We start from the raw sequence: 14,499 nt of genomic DNA, 5'->3' as shown, positions 1-14,499 counted from the left end.
ATCCGAGTATGAATGCACCAGATTGGGCTCTCGCACAAGGGTGGCGGTAAACGCCCAATGGGGTCGCCGATCACCTGCACATTCTCTCAACAGGAGCCTTTTATGCCGCTCAACACCATCACCATACTGGGTGCAACCGGCGGTGTTGGCTACGCCGCCGCCACCGCCTTCCTCGCCGCCGGCTGGCGGGTCCGCGGCTTTGCCCGCGCCAACCGCCATCCCATCCAAGGCGTTGAATTCATTGCCGGAAACGCCGAAAATCTCGAAGACCTCAAAGCCGCGACCGAGGGCACGGACCTCGTCTTCAACGGCCTCAACCTGCCCTACCACCAATGGGGCAACGGCGCGGCCGAAAATCTCATGGCCCGCGTCATCGCCGCAAGTGCCGGAAAAACAATGCTTTTTCCCGGCAATATCTACAATTACGCCGCCACCGACCGCATCATCACCCCCACCCTCCCCCAGCACCCCCAGACCGAACGCGGCGAAATCCGTAAGCGTATGGAAACAATGCTAAAAACCGCCACCGAAGCGGGCGATCTGCGGGCCATCATCCTGCGCGCCGGCAATTTCTACGGCCATGCTTTCGGCGGCGATTTCTTCGACCAACTGGTGCTGCGCGAAGCCGAAAAGAACCGCGTCTGCCTCAATTCAAAACGCGACACCGCCAATGCCTGGGCCTATCTCCCCGACCTTGCCAAGGCCTTCGTCGCCCTTGCCGAACAGCGGCAAACCTTTGGCAGCTTTGAGACTTTCCATTTCGCTGGACATCTGGCCACGCCCAACCAGACCTTCGCCGCCATCCAGAAAGCGGTCCCCGACCGCCGCCTCAAGCAGACCGATTACCCCTGGACGCTGCTCAAGGCCATCGGCGTCATCAGCCCACTTATCCGCGGTCTGGTCGAGATGCGCTATATCTGGGACAATGAAATCGGCTTGAAGGACGAGCGGCTGAATAAAATTCTCGGCGAAAATTTCAGCACCACCCATGAAGCGGCAATCGCCGAAGCGGTGCGGCCCTATTTCGCGAGAAAGGCGGCCTAAAATCCCAACTGGGCGCGAATGTCCTGGGGCGTGATGCCCAGCGCGCGCAAACTGGCAAGGCTCTCCGATCCCCGCGATTTGGAGAGCTTTGCCGCCTCCTCGTCCAAAATCAGCGGGTGATGGGTGTAGATCGGGCTGGGCAACCCGAGCAGCGCCTGAAGCAGGACGTGGATATCGGTCGCCGCATAAAGGTCCATGCCGCGCGTCACATGGGTGATGCCCTGGATCGCGTCGTCGACCACCACGGAAAGATGATAGCTGGTCGGCGTATCCTTGCGCACGATCACCACATCCCCCCACCGCGCCGGGTCAGCGGATCGGGAAACACACGGATCGGCCGGCGTCGGCATCGCCTCCCGGATCGAAATCTCATTTGCAACATCAATGGCTTGACCCATATCGAGCCGCCATTGCACCGGCCGCCCCGATCTCAGCCCCGCCATCCTCTCATCGGTCGACAGATGCCGGCATGTCCCCGGATAGAGCGGCGCCCCGTCCGGATCGGTCCGCCCCCCGCTCGCCGCCCGGATTTCGGCCCGCGAGCAAAAGCACGGATAAATCAAACCCTTGGACCGAAGCTGATCGGCCGCCGCGCGGTAATCGTCAAAATGCTGCGATTGAACCCGAACCGGTTCGGGATAGGAAAGCCCCAACCAGTCCAGATCCTCGAAAACCGCGGCGACAAATTCGGGTCGACACCGCACCCGATCGATGTCCTCGATCCTGAGCAGCGCCACCCCGCCCACCGCTTTCGCCCAATGTTCGGTATAGAGCGCCGAATAGGCATGCCCCAGATGCAGCCGGCCATTCGGGCTTGGCGCGAAGCGGAAAATCGGTTGAGATGGAAAAGACATGACCCGCGCAATACCTCACCCCAAGGCCCTAGCATGAGCGCGCTTTCCGCTCCACCCCGGCTCGATTCGCCTCAGGCCCTCGCCTTCCACCTCGAAGGCCTGGGACGCCTCGACGCGCGACTGGCCGCCGCCATCGAACGGGCCGGCGAGATCGCCCCGCGCCTTTCGCCGCCGGGTTTCGAGGGCATGGCGCGCATCATCTGCGGCCAGCAACTCTCGGTCGCCTCGGCCCGCGCCATCTGGGGCCGCGTCGAAGGGCTGGGCGCCATAACTCCCCAAGCCTATCTCGCGTTCGACGAGGAGACCCTGAGGAAAACCGGCCTTTCGCGCGGCAAATTCGAAACCATCCGCGCCCTCGCCCTCGCCGTCTTAGAGGGTGGGCTGGATTTCTCCGCCGTCGACGGCATGGAGGCCGAAGAAGCCATCGAAACCCTAACCAGCCTCAAGGGCATCGGCCCCTGGACCGCCGAACTCTATCTCCTCTTCTGCGCCGGGCACCCCGACGTTTTCCCCGCCGGCGACCTCGCGCTGCAAAAGGCCGTCGAGCACGCCTTCGCTCTGCCCGCGCGCCCGCTCCCCAGGGAACTGATCCCCCTCGCCGCCCAATGGTCTCCCCATCGCGGCGCGGCGGCCATCATGTTCTGGCGCTATTTCTCGGCCATGAAAAATTCAAACAATTGGGACGCCCTCTAAGGATAATCGATGACCAAACCCGTCAAACTCTCCGGCCCCATGCTGCCGCCGGTTTCCGGCAACGCCAAAAACGCCGTCGTCCTGCTGCACGGCTATGGTTCGGATGGGCGCGATCTCATCGGGCTGGGCCAGTTCTGGCGCGACACCTTCCCCGATACGATCTTCGTCGCTCCCAACGCGCCGGAAGTGTGCGGCGGCAACCCCTTCGGCTATCAATGGTTTCCGCTCGATCTCGAACGCGACCGTGACCTTTCCCGACTGGCGGGCGCGGAGACCGCCGCCCCGGTCATCACCGCCTTCCTCAACGATCTCTGGGCTCAAACCGGCCTCACGCCGGGCCAGACCATTCTCGGCGGTTTTTCCCAAGGGGCGATGATGGCGCTCTATGCCGGCCTGAGACTGCCCGAATCACTTCTGGGCATTATTTCCTGCTCGGGATTGGTCATCGCGCCGGAAAAACTCCAGAACGAAATCGCCTCCAAACCCCCGGTTCTCCTCGTTCACGGCGATATGGACGATGTCATGCCCGTCATGGGCAGCGAAGTGGCCATGCCGATCCTGCTCGACCTCGGTATCGACACGAGGCTCCATATCTCCCGGGGCACCGGCCATTCGATTGCCCAGGACGGCCTCGAGGCGGCCACAACGTTTTTGAGGGAACGCCTAGGCATCTGATATCCCCACACCTTTTCAACAAAGTTCTTCACAGCCTTGTCACAAGAGGCGTAGAATATTGCAATGGAATCGCCGGAGCGCTTCCGGCAGCGGTGAGAGCGCAATCGAGTTTGGGAGCGCGACGGGGATGATGTGATCCATACCCCGGAGGGTTCAGTGACAATTCACGTGTCACCCCAGTCCTGCCCCGCGCTCGTCCTGAACGCCGATTATCGGCCGCTCAGCTATTATCCCCTGTCGTTGTGGAGCTGGCAGGACGCCATCAAGGCAGTGTGCCTCGAACGCGTTCATATCGTTTCCGAATACGACAAGGTCGTCCGAAGTCCGAGCTTCGAAATGCGCCTGCCGAGCGTCATTTCGCTCAAGGACTACGTCCAGCCCGCCAAATACCCCGCCTTCACCCGCTTCAACGTTTTCCTGCGTGATCGATTTCAGTGCCAATACTGCGGCGCGCGGCACGATCTGACCTTCGACCACGTCATTCCGCGCTCCAAAGGCGGCCGCACTACCTGGGAAAACATCGTCGCCGCCTGTTCGCCCTGCAATCTGCGCAAGGCCAACCGCACGCCCAGGGAAATCGGCATGATCCCCCGGCAGATGCCCTTCCAGCCGACCGTCCACGATTTGCACAACAACGGCCGCGCCTTCCCGCCCAACTATCTCCACGACAGTTGGCTCGACTATCTCTACTGGGATATCGAACTCGAGCCTTAGCCCTTGCGCCGCGTCTGCCCCACGATGCTGGCGACAAGCAGCACGAAGATCGCCGCCGAGATCAGCGCGTTGAAACCGGCCAGCGAGATGCCGAACATCTCCCACTGGATGGCGTCGCACGGCACGATGCGCACATCGTGGAGGTTGGAGAGCGAATCGAGACTCATGACCGTATCGTCGCCGACCCCGGTGCAGCTTTGCGGGCCGGGCCACCAGCCCCATTCGACGCCGGCGTGATAAACGCCCATATAGGTGCCCCAGGCAAAAAGCGCCGCCGCGATACCCAGAAGACCGATGCGGATCGGCAAGGGCAGCCGGTCCCATACCAGCAAGGCGATACCGATCAGCGGCAAGCCGATATAATAGGGCCAGCGCTGCGTGTAGCAGAGCTCGCACGGAAAAAGACCGCCGATGAACTGGAAGGCCAGCGCTCCCAGGATCGCGGCAAGCCCCAGAACGAGGGCGACGCCGGCGCCCTTGCGCTCGGTGCTCATGGCTGAAGGCATTGGTTTGTTCCCGGATATGGCCTTGGTCTCATCGATCTTTAGAGTGTTATCGACGTCGCCGCCAGCCTGCAAATCTGCGTGAGCGCCCGCCCGGCCCCTTGCGATACAAAGCTTGAAATCAGCAATTGACGCACGGTCCGGTTCGCCTATATTCCGGCGCGTCGCTCCTGGCGATAACCGTCGCGGGCGTGGCGGAACTGGTAGACGCGCCAGACTCAAAATCTGGTTCTGGAAACAGAGTGTCGGTTCGATTCCGACCGCCCGCACCACCTCCCCGGCCGCATTCGTCCAAGGGATTTCCATGAGCGACTGGATTATCGGCACCATAACCGATTGGGGCTATGTCGGCATTTTCATGCTGATGCTGATCGAAAACATCTTCCCCCCCATTCCGTCCGAATTGATCATGCCCTTTGCCGGCTATGTCGCGGCCAATGGCGACCTCAGCATCTGGGGCGTGATGGTCGCCGGCGTCTTGGGATCGCTTTTGGGCACCAGCGTCTGGTACGCCGCAGCGCGCCTTCTGGGTATCGAGCGGTTCCGGCGGTTGTGCAACTGGTTCGGCCGGGTCGCCACCATCACCGAAAGCGACATCGACATGGCCGTCCACTGGTTCGATCGCTACGGCACCTGGGCCGTGCTGTTGGGCCGCCTCATCCCCGCCATCCGCACGCTGATCTCGGTCCCCGCCGGGCTCGCCGCCATGCCCGTATGGAAATTCCTCTCCATTTCGCTGGTCGGCACGACGATCTGGACGGGGCTTTTGACCGGCGCCGGCCTCGTGCTGCACGAGGGCTACCATATCGTGGAAGACTGGGTGGACCCGGTTTCCACTGCCGTGGTCATTCTGGCGGTGGTGATCTACATCTGGCGCTTCGCCACCTGGAAGCCGATCAAGGATATCGGCTGATCACCAGAGCGCTTTCGGCAAAAGTGGATGCCGCTTTTGCGGTTCGGAACCGCGAAAAGCGAAAATGCACTAATTACGTCCAGAACGGCTTGGTCTCGATAAGAGCGTCGCAGGCCGAGGCGGCGCGCTCGATCAGCGCCCTTCGGTGGTTTTCGTCGATCTCGGTGCGTGCGCCGGCCAATCCATGGCGGTCCAGAAGCTGAGGAACATTGGCCAGGTCGTTGAGCTTGCCCAAGCCGTCCTGCACCTTTTCGAGCCGGTCCAGAAACCGCTCATGGCGCTTGCCCACCTTTCCCGAGGTATAGAGTTCACCGAAGAATTCGGCGCCATAGCGCAGCTTCTTGGCCAGCTTGCGCGCCTCGTGGCGCTGCTCGTCGCTCAGCTTCGCCAGCTTGGCGCTTTGCTTCCTGAAGCGTTTGAAAATCTTGCTCAGCGCCGTTTCGGCGAACCCGGCGACACCGGCTTGCCGCATCGCCTCGCTATCGGCGTTTTCCCGCCAATCACCCGTCGCCAGCCATTGCGCGAAATCGAGCATAAGCGCCCGCGGCCGGGCGTCATTGAGCGTTTGATCGAGCGCTTCATATTGGGCGGTACGCTCCTCGATCAATTTGGCGCGCAGATCGTTGTCCTGGGTGGCTTGGAGCAGAACGTCGAGATCGCGCGCCTTGCCCAATTCGCCCGCCAGCCATTTGAGTTCGTCGCGCAAACGATCGCTCTGGCTGTCCCCGGTCAGATCCTTGAAGATCGAAAGGGCCGAACGCACCCGCCGCAAGGCCACCCGCGCCTGATGGATCGCCTCGGGGCCCGGACGAGCGAGCAGGATATCCTCGTTGAGCCGATATTGGCGCAGACAGCTTCCCACGATCGCCGCGAAAGCCTCTTGGACGGTCTGGTCGGGAGAAAGCGGTATGGGCTCGGATTTGACGCTTTCGGCCACCGCATCGAGCAGGTGCAGGCCGCGCTCCAATTTCGTCGTCGTTCCCAGCCGAACCGGAACGATGGCGTCGATTTCCCGCGCCAGTGCGAAAAGCGCGTCCGCCGCGCCGTCCTTGAGTTCCAGCTCGATCTCGCAAAACCCGCTGCGCCGGTCGGCGGCAACCGCCTCGCCCCTGTCGATGGCTAACTCGAGCGTGGTGCCGTCCCGTACGATATCCTGGGTTCTGCGCTCGACAAGGATTTCAAAGATCGGCGACAGGGCATCGAGCGTCTGGGGCGGCAGGCCGAAGAGGGGCGTATCCTCGCCGATCTCGGGCACCGGCCCGCCGACCGGCTTTTCCCATTCGTCACGAACGAAAAGCCCCACGCTTGCGCCCTGACCGGATTTGACCGTCTGGACCCACTTGCTGCCGTCATGGCGCACCCGCAGCGACATGCCGGCCCGGGTCAAAGCCTGTCCCGGCGTATCGAAATAGATCGAACGCAGGGGGCGGATCGCCGCCTCGCCCTGCGCGGCGGCCCATTCGGTCAGACGCTCGGCATCGGTCGGGGCGATCTGCAGCTTGAGCTCGATTTCCTGACTCATATTCCGGCGTCCTTTCAAAAAACCATGCTGACCGGCCCCCGCTATAAGATCAACATTGCACATTGGAGCGTGGGGGGAACATAGCAAGGGCCTGCGCATTAACCTTTCCTCAATCAAGGTTAACGCGCCGCGAGGACCGCCGCCATGCTAACGATCGAGCCCCTCAACCCGCCCGACATTCCGGCGACGGCAACGCTGCACAGGCAGAACCTTCATCTGGGCCTCTTTCCCCGGCTGGGACGGCACTTCCTGGGCCTCTACCAGGAAAGCTTCGCCCGCTCGCCCTATGGTATCGCGCTCGTGGCGCGGTCCGATGACGAGGTGATCGGCGCCCTGTTCGGCACGACCTCCAATGCGGAGCATTACCGGTGGGTCACCCGCCATTTCGGGCCCCAATTGGCGATGGCGGGAGGTGGCGCGCTCCTCACCCGCCCCAAGGTCGCCCTCGATTTCGCGCGCACCCGGATGGGCCGCTATACGCGCGGCCTTGCGCGTCATGTCGGGTTGCTGCCCACCCCGGCGCCGCGACAACAGGGCGGCGGGGGAAGCCTGTCGGTGCTCAGTCATATCGTAACGGACGCCGACGCGCGCCGGCGCGGAGTGGGCCGGCAATTGGTGGAAGCCTTCAAATCGCGCGCCAGCGCCAGCGGCGTCCATCGCGCCCTGCTGGTCACCGAAGAGGGTGGGCTGGGAACGCCGTTTTTCGAAAAGCTGGGCTGCAGGCTGATCGCCCGGCGCCAGGGACAGGATGGGGCGGTGCTCCGCGAATACAGGATGATACTGGACGAGGCAGGTGCTTATGAGGAACTGGGTAACGATCGGCGCAATCTTACTGTGGTGCGCGCTTATCCCAACCGGCTCCGCCCAATCCATCCTCTCTCCGCCCAGCGGCACTGAAGCGCCCGCCATCATACCGCTCGGGCCCCACCAGAACGGGTCCGAGCCGGTTTCTCCCAATGAAACCCACCCCAACGCCAAGCGGCTGGCGAGCCAGATCGCCCTGGCGTTGACCAATTATACGGTGGCGGAAACTCCGGCCGATATCGCGGCGCGGCTCCAGGCGCTCGGGTCCCCCAACGCCACCGAGCTGGCGACGACCTTCCATTTCCCCGGCAGTTGGTCGCAGGGTCGCGTGCTCTATCCGCAATTGGGTGGGCTGGGCGAGGAGGCCGCCTCGGTGATGGTGGTGACCGAACAGATGGTGGGAACGCCGGAAGGCGTGCGGGTTTTTATCCGCACTCTCGATGTGAGGCTTGCGCTGGACCAGGGTGCGTGGCGCTTTTCCACGCTGGCGTCGAGCGGCGGCACGACGGTTTCATCGCCCGGTCCCATCCCCCAGATCGCCCTTACCGTCCTCAACGACACCCGCATCGAAATGCCCGATTCCGCGCGCTGGGACATCCTTTCAGGCGCCATCTCCCCCGATCTGCTCGCCGTGATGGCGCGATTGGCCGAACGGACGCCATTCGGAGTGACGACACTGTCGCAGGGGCACCCGTTCGAGGTGTTCGGGACCGACAGGCAATCGGATCATACGCGCGGACGGGCCGTCGATATCTATCGCCTGGACCAGACGCTGGTCATCGACGACAGGGCGGAGGGCTCGTTCACCCACCAGATCGTGGAATGGCTGTACGACCAACCCGAAATCCGCCAGATCGGTTCGCCCTGGCGTCTCGAGGGGCCACGCGGGCGCTCGTTTACCGATCGGCTGCATCAGGACCATCTACACGTCGCCGTGGCCCGATAAGCCCTATGGGTTCAGGCGCTTTTGCGTTCCGACAGATCCTGGGCGTGGTCATAGGCGGTGCGTGCCCGGGCCACGGCATCCTGATGGACTGTCGCCCAGTCCCAGAGGGCGCCAATGGGGCCGGTCAGCGTCCAGCCCAGTTCCGTGAGCTGATATTCAACGCGCGGGGGAACTTCGGGATAGATGGTGCGCGTCACCAGGCCGTCGCGTTCGAGATTGCGCAGCGTGAGTGTCAGCATGCGCTGGGAAACGCCATCGATCTCGCGGAGCAATTGGGAAAAGCGCATGGTGCCGCCTTCGAGACGGCCGACGACCATCACGCTCCATTTATCGCCGATGCGATTGAGAATATCGCCCATAGCGGCGCAGACTTGAGATTCGTCGGGTCCGGTATCCATGGCTAGACGCCCTCCTCGCTGGCGAGCCCACCAAAAAGATATAGGTTCGATAGGCCCGGATGGGAACCCCGCGCAAAAAGCGGCAGTGACAGATGGGCACACAATGGCGCTGGGCATTGTTCTGCCAAATTTGGCCTGTTATGCAAGGCTGGTCCCATTAACTGACCGGTAACGGAGCCAAGCTGGTGTCTGCTGTTCGGCGATTGCTGTCTCTTTGCGTGCTTGCGCTGGCCTCACTGACGGCGTCCATCGTCCCCGCCTTCGCGCTGCCCCAATTGCTGATCGACATGCGCACCAATGAGGTGCTCTATCAGAACGATGCCGGAGTTCCCTGGCATCCGGCCTCGCTGACCAAATTGATGACCGCGCTCATCGCGTTCGAAGCCATCGAAACCGGCCAGGCCTCGCTTTCGACGCCTGTCATCACCTCGGCCAACGCCCTTTCGGTGGCCCCCTCCAAGATGGGCTTCCCTGTGGGGACCGCGATCACCCTCGAGGACGCGCTCTATATCCTGCTCGTCAAATCGGCCAACGACATCGCCGTCGCGATCGGGGAAACCATCGCCGGCAGCGAACCGGCTTTCGTGCAGATGATGAACGCACGCGCCGCCATGATGGGGCTGACCGGTACCCATTTCGTCAATCCCCACGGCCTGCACGACCCAGCCCAGGTGACCACCGCCCGCGATATCGCCATGATCGCGCTGACCATCAGGGCGCGGTTTCCCCAGTACGATTCCATATTCTCCACCCGCACCGTGGCGTTCGGCGATTCGCGCTCCCATTCCAACAACGAGCTGCTAACCGGCTTTGCCGGCACCGACGGCATGAAGACCGGCTATGTGTGTTCGTCGGGCCTCAATATCGTCGCCACCGTCACCCGAGGCGGCCGTCAGCTCATGGCCGTGACGCTGGGCGCCAACTCGGCGCGCGAGCGCGGCGAGATGACAGCCCAGATGCTGTTCTCCGGATTTGCCGGCGGCTATCGCGGCATGGGTGTCAATGTCGTCAACATTGCCAACAACACCACCATCGCACCAGTCGACATGCGCGCCAATATTTGCGGCGCCGACGCCCAAACCTATGCCCAGGAACGCATGGATATCTTTTCGGCCGGGCTCGACGGCCAGATTTCCTACCTGACCGACACCATTGTGCCGCCCACCCACACGATTTCGACGCTGGGCCGCTTGGCCAACATCCCCCTCCCCCGCCCGCGTCCCGCGATGGGAGGACCGGTCATCGCCGCCGGCACGGTCGCCAATGACAATCTGACCGGCTTTGGGGATTCCTCGATCGTCTCGCTGACCCCCAGCGCCGGGACTGCAGGCAACTGACCTAGGTTTTCGTAACCGAAAAGCGCATAGCCCCGCCTGACACCGGCTCGATGGCGACATCGAGGCCGCGCTGGCGGCAGTAGTAGGGAATATCGATCCGGGCCACGGGATCGGTCGCAAGCACGACGATCCGGCCTTTATCCGGCCCATCGGCCAACGCCTTTTCCAGCTTGAGCACCGGCAGGGGACATTTGAGCCCCCTGGCATCGACAAGGACCTCTGCGTCCGCCCGTTCTTCTGGGTTCATCGAAATCCTCCGCATGGATCGGCACCGCCGGAAAGGCCTTGTTTACTCAGTAGTGATACTTATGGCCATTCCCAGGGGGGTGGAGGCACCGAAATGGGTGCGCGGGACATCATAGAGCAGGCCAAGCCGCAAAGTTCCATAGACGATCGCACACGGGTGCTCGTCAATATGCGGGGCCGTTATCATCTCGAAAAATGGCACCAGACACCCAACCGCAAGGTGTCGCTGTTCGCCTGCCGCATTCAGCGCCTCTCCCCGGCCACCGTATTGATGACCGCGCCGGTTTCCGGCGACATCGGCGATTGGGTGGTCGCCCAGTTCAATGAATTGGGCCGGCTGCGCGGCCAGATTCAACGCCGGCTGGGCTTTGGGTTCGTGATGTCGCTCGATCTCGACGACGAAGCCCGTCACCGAATGGCCGAAAAGATCGTCTGGCTGGAGAAATTCCAGAATTACGCGGTCTCCGAGGCCCGCCGCCACACCCGCATCGTGCCCAAAAGCGCCCAATCAACCCTGGTTCTGCCCGATGCGAGCCTCGTGCCGTGCTTTGTGATCGACATATCGAGTTCGGGGGCTGCCGTTTCCGCCGATATCGACGTCAGGGTCGGCATGCCGCTCGCCCTGGGTACTGCGGTCGGCCGCGTGGTGCGCCAGCTCGATCCCGGCTTTGCCATCCAGTTCATCGAAACCCTGCCGCCCGCGGATCTGGAGCGGCGGGTGATCCGGACAGCGGACGAATTGGTGCCCGATCTGCGCAAGCAGATTCAGGCAGCCAATCGGATGAATGTCGTTGCGGCCACAAAGCCGCTGGACACTACCGCCCCAGCAGCATGACCCAATGGGTGCCATAGGCCGAGTTGGGATCATAAACGGCGGCAAACCCCGCGCGCCGTGCATCGCCCTGGGCCAGAACGTTTGCATCGTCCGGGCTGTTGCGCCACCCCGAGAAGGTTTCGGCGAAATTGGTATAGCCAGCCGAAAGCCGCATGGCGGCCGCATCGGCCGGCCTGGCCGGGGGGTTACCGCTGCTGGCGTATTGCGTAGCAACGGCCTGCGCCTGCGCATCGAGCGCCGGGTCTGAGGCAAGCGGCGCCGCGCCGCGCGTGGCGCGATACTGATTGATGATCCCGAGCGCTGCCTGCCGGTCCATCTGCGCGCCGGGCGAAGCGATCTCGGCAACAAGGCCCGGCGCCAACCCGCCGCCACCAGTGTTGGACGTTCCGCTGCAGGCGGCGAGCGCGCCCACACAGAGAGCGACGAAGGCGACGCGCGTCAGGCGGGCGGGGGCGAATTGGGAAATCATGGGATCGGCCTCTTGGGTCTGGTCCGGAAAGGGTTATCCCTCCAAACCGCAACAAAACCGCAAAATTGCGGCGTATCCGTTACCGGTTCGTTAACGGCGATCTTCGGGCGCGTTAACCATGCAACATTTGCGCTGTGGCAATCGTTAACAAATCATTGCCAACTGGCACGATGATTGCGACATCTCAACCATGACGGCACGTGTTTCGTGCCAGATTGGGACAGATGTTCCAACCGGGAACGGAAAAGCGCAAGTGGACAGGAACGAGGGGAGCAAGCGGATCGTTTCGGCACACCGGCTACCGGTGAGCCTTCCGCTGCCGCGTTCGGTTCGCCCCACCCTTCAGGCCGCCGCATTCGTGACCCAATTGCTCGAAGCATCCACGCCGTCGCCGCACGCGGCGGCGACAACTCGCGAAAGCGAGGCGACCAGACGCTACCGCCTGATCGAAACCAGCGATCAGCGCCGGCTACCGGCGGGCTACCGCAAGTCGGTTTCTGTCTAGAGGGTTTCCAGCAAAAGTGGACTCCACTTTTTCAGTTCGGAAACACGATAAATCAAAGACTTAGGGCACCTGCTTTGATTCCATAAAAACAGGTACCCTAAACTATTGGACGCCACCGAACTGGACGTCGCGCGCCGCCGCGCGGATGGAGACGGTAAAGCCGGCGATCACGTCGATCAGCGCCATGACCATCAGGATGAAGAACACCGAGGTCGCCGCATACCCCACCAGCAGGAATTCGACGAGGCAGATAACAAAGACCAGCGTCGAAAGCATGTGATCGACCACCGAGGCATTGCCGAACCGGGTGGCCTTCAGGATTTCGCCGAACAGCAAGACGAGCGAGACGACGATGAAGATATCGCCGACGGTCAAATCCCAGACGCCACCGGACACCATGGTGATCGTCGCGATCGGGGCCGCCCAGGCCTCCCCGTTTGAAAAGCCGAACAGCGCCATGATGTTATAGACGACAAGAGGCAGCGCCAGAAGTGGCGGAACGAACATGGCAGGTCTCGATCTTTCGGGGTTCGGCATGGGCAAAAGACTGCCCTATTCGCTGTGCGTTGGCCAGAAAAAAGGGCCGGTCGCAACCGGCCCTACTGCCTTATTTCCTGGCGGGCAGCGGCCCAACCATTTTTTCGGGCCGCACTTCGGCATCGAATTCCTCGCCCGTCAGAAGCCCCAGATTGATGGCCTCCTCGCGCAGTGTCGTGCCGTTCTTATGCGCGGTCTTGGCGATCTTGGCCGCGTTGTCGTAGCCGATCCTGCGGTTGAGCGCGGTGACCAGCATCAGCGAATTGTTCAGATGCTCGGTGATCTTCTTGCGATCGGGTTCGATGCCCACGGCGCAATTGTCGTTGAAAGATTTCGCCGCGTCGGCGAGGAGCCGTACCGACTGGATGAAATTATAGGCGATGACGGGTTTGAAGACGTTGAGCTCGAAATTGCCCTGCGAGGCGGCGAACCCGATGGTCGCGTCATTGCCCATCACCTGCGCCACGACCATGGTCATGGCCTCGGACTGGGTCGGATTGACCTTGCCCGGCATGATCGACGAGCCGGGCTCGTTTTCCGGAATGGTGATTTCGCCCAGGCCCGAGCGGGGGCCGGAGGCCAGCCAGCGCACGTCATTGGCGATCTTCATGAGCGCCGCCGCAAGCTGCTTGAGGGCGCCCGAAGCGCCGACGAAGGCATCATGGCCCGCCAGAACGGCGAATTTGTTGGGGGCGGTCACGAATTGATGGCCGGAAAGCCGCGAGATTTCCTCGGCGACAGTCACCGCGTAATCGGGATGAGTGTTGAGCCCGGTCCCCACCGCCGTGCCGCCCAGCGCCAGCTCACGCAATTGGGGAAGCGTCGCCTCGACCGCCTTGAGCGCCAGATCGATCTGGGCCACCCAGCCCGAAATTTCTTGGCCCAGCGTCAGGGGCGTCGCGTCCTGGAGATGGGTGCGGCCGATCTTGACCACGTCCATGAACTCTTGCGACTTTTTCGCCAGCGTATCGCGCAACAGCCTGACCTTTGGGAACAGCCGATCTTCCACCGCCGTCACCGCCGCGATGTGCATAGCGGTGGGATAGGTGTCGTTGGACGACTGGCTCATATTGACGTGGTCATTGGGGTGAACAGGCTTCTTGCTGCCCATCTCGCCACCGGCCATCTCGATGGCGCGGTTACTGATCACCTCGTTGACGTTCATGTTGGATTGGGTGCCGGACCCGGTCTGCCAGACCACCAGGGGAAAATGGCCGTCGAGCTTGCCGGCGATCACCTCGTCGGCTGCCGCAACGATCAAATCGCGCGTCGTCTCGTCCATAAGGCCGAGCCCGGTATTGGTGATGGCGGCCGCCTTTTTGAGGATCCCGAAAGCGTGGACGATCTCGATCGGCATCTTTTCGCCACCGATATCGAAATTCTGGAGTGAACGCGCGGTCTGGGCACCGTAATATTTCTCGTTATCGACCTCGATCGGGCCCATCGAGTCGGTTTCGGTCCGCGTGCTCATCAAAATCCTCCGTGCGATGGCGGGCAAACAAAA

Annotated in this window: 18 protein-coding genes and 1 tRNA gene; 11 read left to right on the top strand and 8 right to left on the bottom strand. The window is 62.4% G+C overall.

Annotation, left to right across the window (positions count from 1 at the left end):
• Positions 1-102: 102 nt before the first annotated feature.
• The gene (locus V4T21_RS00575; protein WP_332711589.1) at positions 103-1,044 is read left to right on the top strand and encodes an NAD-dependent epimerase/dehydratase family protein; all 942 of its coding nucleotides are present in this window, start codon (positions 103-105) and stop codon (positions 1,042-1,044) included.
• Here V4T21_RS00575 and gluQRS read toward each other — a convergent pair.
• Positions 1,041-1,898 carry a tRNA glutamyl-Q(34) synthetase GluQRS gene (gene gluQRS / locus V4T21_RS00570; protein ID WP_332711586.1) on the bottom strand — a complete coding sequence of 286 codons (858 nt, stop codon included), beginning with the start codon at positions 1,896-1,898 and terminating at the stop codon, positions 1,041-1,043. The genes V4T21_RS00575 and gluQRS overlap by 4 nt on opposite strands.
• A gap of 33 nt (positions 1,899-1,931) precedes the next feature.
• Here gluQRS and V4T21_RS00565 point away from each other — a divergent pair, with 33 nt between their 5' ends.
• The 3 genes from V4T21_RS00565 (at position 1,932) to V4T21_RS00555 (ending at position 3,980) form a co-directional block, all read left to right on the top strand.
• Positions 1,932-2,591, top strand: a complete 660-nt coding sequence (locus tag V4T21_RS00565) for a DNA-3-methyladenine glycosylase family protein (RefSeq protein WP_332711583.1) — start codon at positions 1,932-1,934, stop codon at positions 2,589-2,591.
• 9 nt (positions 2,592-2,600) lie between these two features.
• Positions 2,601-3,266 carry an alpha/beta hydrolase gene (locus V4T21_RS00560; RefSeq protein WP_332711580.1) on the top strand — a complete coding sequence of 222 codons (666 nt, stop codon included), beginning with the start codon at positions 2,601-2,603 and terminating at the stop codon, positions 3,264-3,266.
• A 156-nt stretch (positions 3,267-3,422) separates the two neighbouring features.
• A complete protein-coding gene (locus V4T21_RS00555) occupies positions 3,423-3,980 on the top strand; it encodes an HNH endonuclease (RefSeq protein WP_332711577.1) in 558 nt (185 codons plus the stop codon).
• Here the strand turns inward: V4T21_RS00555 and V4T21_RS00550 are convergent.
• Positions 3,977-4,486, bottom strand: coding sequence for a disulfide bond formation protein B (locus V4T21_RS00550; RefSeq protein ID WP_332711574.1), 510 nt, complete (start codon positions 4,484-4,486; stop codon positions 3,977-3,979). The two genes, V4T21_RS00555 and V4T21_RS00550, sit on opposite strands and share 4 nt — an antisense overlap.
• A 182-nt stretch (positions 4,487-4,668) precedes the next feature.
• On the opposite strand from V4T21_RS00550, the gene V4T21_RS00545 reads away from it, so the two are divergent.
• Both V4T21_RS00545 and V4T21_RS00540 read left to right on the top strand, forming a co-directional pair.
• Positions 4,669-4,755, top strand: a tRNA-Leu gene (locus tag V4T21_RS00545).
• A 32-nt stretch (positions 4,756-4,787) separates the two neighbouring features.
• The gene (locus V4T21_RS00540) at positions 4,788-5,396 is read left to right on the top strand and encodes a DedA family protein (protein ID WP_332711572.1); all 609 of its coding nucleotides are present in this window, start codon (positions 4,788-4,790) and stop codon (positions 5,394-5,396) included.
• 73 nt (positions 5,397-5,469) lie between these two features.
• On the opposite strand, the gene V4T21_RS00535 is transcribed toward V4T21_RS00540, so the two are convergent.
• Positions 5,470-6,918 (bottom strand): CYTH and CHAD domain-containing protein, encoded by a 1,449-nt coding sequence (locus tag V4T21_RS00535; RefSeq protein WP_332711569.1) that lies wholly within the window; start codon positions 6,916-6,918, stop codon positions 5,470-5,472.
• Between the two features lie 144 nt (positions 6,919-7,062).
• Here V4T21_RS00535 and V4T21_RS00530 point away from each other — a divergent pair, with 144 nt between their 5' ends.
• A complete protein-coding gene (locus tag V4T21_RS00530; RefSeq protein WP_332711566.1) occupies positions 7,063-7,815 on the top strand; it encodes a GNAT family N-acetyltransferase in 753 nt (250 codons plus the stop codon).
• Positions 7,718-8,668, top strand: coding sequence for a hypothetical protein (locus V4T21_RS00525; RefSeq protein WP_332711563.1), 951 nt, complete (start codon positions 7,718-7,720; stop codon positions 8,666-8,668). The genes V4T21_RS00530 and V4T21_RS00525 overlap by 98 nt, the downstream gene beginning before the upstream one ends.
• Positions 8,669-8,679: 11 nt before the next feature.
• On the opposite strand, the gene V4T21_RS00520 is transcribed toward V4T21_RS00525, so the two are convergent.
• A complete protein-coding gene (locus V4T21_RS00520; protein WP_332711561.1) occupies positions 8,680-9,066 on the bottom strand; it encodes a winged helix-turn-helix transcriptional regulator in 387 nt (128 codons plus the stop codon).
• Between the two features lie 185 nt (positions 9,067-9,251).
• Here V4T21_RS00520 and V4T21_RS00515 point away from each other — a divergent pair, with 185 nt between their 5' ends.
• Positions 9,252-10,403: a D-alanyl-D-alanine carboxypeptidase family protein gene (locus V4T21_RS00515; RefSeq protein WP_332711558.1), complete on the top strand. Its 1,152-nt coding sequence runs from the start codon at positions 9,252-9,254 to the stop codon at positions 10,401-10,403.
• A gap of 1 nt (position 10,404) precedes the next feature.
• Here the strand turns inward: V4T21_RS00515 and V4T21_RS00510 are convergent, their stop codons facing one another.
• Positions 10,405-10,650, bottom strand: coding sequence for a sulfurtransferase TusA family protein (locus V4T21_RS00510; protein WP_332711556.1), 246 nt, complete (start codon positions 10,648-10,650; stop codon positions 10,405-10,407).
• Positions 10,651-10,743: 93 nt separating this feature from the next.
• Between V4T21_RS00510 and V4T21_RS00505 the strand changes: the two genes are divergently transcribed.
• Positions 10,744-11,484, top strand: a complete 741-nt coding sequence (locus V4T21_RS00505) for a PilZ domain-containing protein (protein WP_332711553.1) — start codon at positions 10,744-10,746, stop codon at positions 11,482-11,484.
• Here V4T21_RS00505 and V4T21_RS00500 read toward each other — a convergent pair.
• Positions 11,465-11,953, bottom strand: a complete 489-nt coding sequence (locus V4T21_RS00500) for a CAP domain-containing protein (protein WP_332711551.1) — start codon at positions 11,951-11,953, stop codon at positions 11,465-11,467. The genes V4T21_RS00505 and V4T21_RS00500 overlap by 20 nt on opposite strands.
• Before the next feature lie 253 nt (positions 11,954-12,206).
• Between V4T21_RS00500 and V4T21_RS00495 the strand changes: the two genes are divergently transcribed.
• On the top strand, positions 12,207-12,458 hold the full coding sequence (locus V4T21_RS00495; RefSeq protein WP_332711548.1) for a hypothetical protein: 252 nt from the start codon (positions 12,207-12,209) through the stop codon (positions 12,456-12,458).
• Between the two features lie 102 nt (positions 12,459-12,560).
• On the opposite strand, the gene V4T21_RS00490 is transcribed toward V4T21_RS00495, so the two are convergent.
• Both V4T21_RS00490 and fumC read right to left on the bottom strand, forming a co-directional pair.
• Entirely contained in the window at positions 12,561-12,965 is a 405-nt protein-coding gene (locus tag V4T21_RS00490; RefSeq protein ID WP_440589600.1) for a hypothetical protein, read from the bottom strand.
• Positions 12,966-13,065: 100 nt separating this feature from the next.
• Positions 13,066-14,466, bottom strand: a complete 1,401-nt coding sequence (gene fumC / locus V4T21_RS00485) for a class II fumarate hydratase (protein ID WP_332711545.1) — start codon at positions 14,464-14,466, stop codon at positions 13,066-13,068.
• Positions 14,467-14,499 lie beyond the last annotated feature (33 nt).

Source organism: Pelagibacterium mangrovi, from assembly GCF_036662815.1.
GTDB lineage: Bacteria > Pseudomonadota > Alphaproteobacteria > Rhizobiales > Devosiaceae > Pelagibacterium > Pelagibacterium mangrovi.
This window is presented reverse-complemented; position numbering and strand designations above follow the sequence as displayed.

Bases quoted from the DNA above. Each gene is read 5' to 3' on its own strand.
- V4T21_RS00550 (WP_332711574.1), bottom strand. From the start codon at position 4,486: ATGCCTTCAGCCATGAGCACCGAGCGCAAGGGCGCCGGCGTCGCCCTC.
- V4T21_RS00530 (WP_332711566.1), top strand. From the start codon at position 7,063: ATGCTAACGATCGAGCCCCTCAACCCGCCCGACATTCCGGCGACGGCA.
- V4T21_RS00510 (WP_332711556.1), bottom strand. From the start codon at position 10,650: ATGAACCCAGAAGAACGGGCGGACGCAGAGGTCCTTGTCGATGCCAGG.
- V4T21_RS00520 (WP_332711561.1), bottom strand. From the start codon at position 9,066: ATGGATACCGGACCCGACGAATCTCAAGTCTGCGCCGCTATGGGCGAT.
- fumC (WP_332711545.1), bottom strand. From the start codon at position 14,466: ATGAGCACGCGGACCGAAACCGACTCGATGGGCCCGATCGAGGTCGAT.
- V4T21_RS00560 (WP_332711580.1), top strand. From the start codon at position 2,601: ATGACCAAACCCGTCAAACTCTCCGGCCCCATGCTGCCGCCGGTTTCC.
- V4T21_RS00490 (WP_440589600.1), bottom strand. From the start codon at position 12,965: ATGTTCGTTCCGCCACTTCTGGCGCTGCCTCTTGTCGTCTATAACATC.
- V4T21_RS00565 (WP_332711583.1), top strand. From the start codon at position 1,932: ATGAGCGCGCTTTCCGCTCCACCCCGGCTCGATTCGCCTCAGGCCCTC.
- V4T21_RS00540 (WP_332711572.1), top strand. From the start codon at position 4,788: ATGAGCGACTGGATTATCGGCACCATAACCGATTGGGGCTATGTCGGC.
- V4T21_RS00500 (WP_332711551.1), bottom strand. From the start codon at position 11,953: ATGATTTCCCAATTCGCCCCCGCCCGCCTGACGCGCGTCGCCTTCGTC.
- gluQRS (WP_332711586.1), bottom strand. From the start codon at position 1,898: ATGTCTTTTCCATCTCAACCGATTTTCCGCTTCGCGCCAAGCCCGAAT.
- V4T21_RS00525 (WP_332711563.1), top strand. From the start codon at position 7,718: ATGAGGAACTGGGTAACGATCGGCGCAATCTTACTGTGGTGCGCGCTT.
- V4T21_RS00505 (WP_332711553.1), top strand. From the start codon at position 10,744: ATGGGTGCGCGGGACATCATAGAGCAGGCCAAGCCGCAAAGTTCCATA.
- V4T21_RS00575 (WP_332711589.1), top strand. From the start codon at position 103: ATGCCGCTCAACACCATCACCATACTGGGTGCAACCGGCGGTGTTGGC.
- V4T21_RS00535 (WP_332711569.1), bottom strand. From the start codon at position 6,918: ATGAGTCAGGAAATCGAGCTCAAGCTGCAGATCGCCCCGACCGATGCC.